Origin of the sequence: Gordonibacter pamelaeae 7-10-1-b (assembly GCF_000210055.1) — a bacterium.
GTDB classification, from domain to species: Bacteria; Actinomycetota; Coriobacteriia; order Coriobacteriales; family Eggerthellaceae; genus Gordonibacter; species Gordonibacter pamelaeae.
In genome coordinates, this window is sequence record NC_021021.1 from 2,829,832 (window position 1) to 2,831,757 (window position 1,926).

Below are 1,926 nucleotides of genomic sequence, written 5' to 3' on the forward strand. Positions count from 1 at the left end.
CATGCGCGAGCGCCGCGGCGCCCGTCAGGAACTACTCGCTCAACCTCAGGTAGCATCTCCTTTCCGTCAGCCCCCGCTTCCCGTTCGGGAAACGGGGGCTTTCGCATACCCAAAAGACGACGCCCGCCGATACGATTGCCTGGAATATCAACTTTCCGTCGAAAGGGGAAGCCATGCCGGACAATGATGACCTCCGCATGAACCAGAACGAGACCCTTAACTGCAAGCTCGCCCTTATGGGCGTCTGGACGGAGGCGTGCCGCGAAGCCGCCGCATACTTCGGGGTCAACCCGGACGGCTCGGGCAACTTCTCGTCCGTCACCCAGGCGCAGGCGGGCTCGACCGCGGGCACGCTCGCCGTGGACGGGATCTCGGCCGACGAGATGACGAGCCGCCTGGCGGCATCGCTCGTCGAGCACTTCCCGGACAAGACCGACATCATCACCGGCGACCCGGCCGCGGCCAAGGCCTACGTCAAGCAGTACGTCGTCGACCTCGCCAACCACCAGGCGCTCGCCCAGGCGCGAACGAACAGCAAGCTGTTCCACAAGCAGCTCAACCGCGCCGCCGTGGGCCTGGCCGATGAGCACGGCCCGTACGCCCCCGTGCCCGCCGCCGAGGAGGAGTTCGACATGTGCGTGCCCCTCATGGACGGCACGATCGAGGAGAACAGCGAGGAGGTCGCCGAGTTCAGCCGCGAGCTCGACCGCACCGGCATCCGCTACAAGTTCAGCGAGCTGGCCGCCGCCGGATCCGCGAAGGTGCAGACCTGCCTCGAGTTCATGTCCCGCGACATCAAGGCCGTCCAGGCCGCATGCACCCGCGCGGCCCAGAACATCTCGGCGCGCGGACGGGCGTTCGCCGACAAGGTGAAGTGCGTGCCGTTCGTGCTGTCCGCCGCGGCGCAGGGCATCTCGGACGCCGTGCGCGACGCCGCCGAGCTCATGGGCAAGGGCTATGAGGAGATCAAGGCGGCGGCCGCCAAGGACCCGCGCTCGGTGGCGGCGGCCGCCAAGCACTGCGCCGACGCCACGGCGAACGTGCCCACGCGCCATCTCCCCAAGGCCTCGCACGGCGCGCACATGGGCTAGACATTTCAGACGAGACAACGGCCCGGGAGGCCATAATGTTCAAGACCTGTAGCGACCCGGACTTCAACTGGGTCCACTGCCTTTGCGATTCGGCCACCTGGGTCGTCAAGGAGCCCGGCAAGCCCATCGGCTTCTTCTACTCGCGGCTGTTCGACGATGCGCTCTCGCCGTCGGGCCTCGGCTTCGCCGTCGACGCCTTCCGCATCGACGAGGACGGCACGCTCGACGACTTCTACAGCGACATCCTCTGGGACTACGGCGCGGCCGACGAGCTGATAGCGGCCTACCCCAATAAGTTCAACTGCGCGGTGCGATGCGACGGGCTCAACCCGTATGACATCCCGACGAGCTGGAGCCAGGACAAGGGCGAGCGCTACCGCGCGCGCGACACCGTGCTCGCGGCGGTCGATATGCTCACCGACGAGGCCGACGAGGCCGGCATCGACGCCTGCCCCGAGTTCTACCGCAACGACTACATCAGCATGTACCTCAAGACGCAAGGCCTCGGCGAGCGCGTGAAGGTCGGCGGCGCCGAGGCCTTGCGCTTCTCGGTCGTCTCGACCGACTGCTCATGCGGCGACGACGAGAAGGGCGACTTCGAGACCCTGGGCGAGGCCATGAGGGCGGCCAAGAGGCTGGTCGACGTCGAGGGCTATGAGGGCGCCGCGGTCTACGACCGCAAGCAGGAGGCCTGGTGCGCGGGATGCAACGTCGCGACCGTCATGGACATGAACGGCCCGGCATCCGTCACGCATCCGTTCTGGACGATCACCTGCGAGGCCGAGAAGAGGGAGCCCGCACAGCGGGCCGCCGCGCTCGAGCGCGCGCAGGCCAT

At 67.5% G+C, this 1,926-nt stretch carries 2 protein-coding genes; both read left to right on the plus strand.

Translation table 11 applies throughout. The features are described from left to right. Positions 1 to 173 precede the first annotated feature (173 nt). Positions 174 to 1,091, plus strand: a complete 918-nt coding sequence (locus tag GPA_RS13075; protein ID WP_015540163.1) for a hypothetical protein — start codon at positions 174 to 176, stop codon at positions 1,089 to 1,091. Between the two features lie 35 nt (positions 1,092 to 1,126). Continuing rightward, positions 1,127 to 1,926 (plus strand): hypothetical protein (locus tag GPA_RS19390; RefSeq protein ID WP_041239630.1); only part of this gene is annotated, 800 nt, incomplete at its 3' end.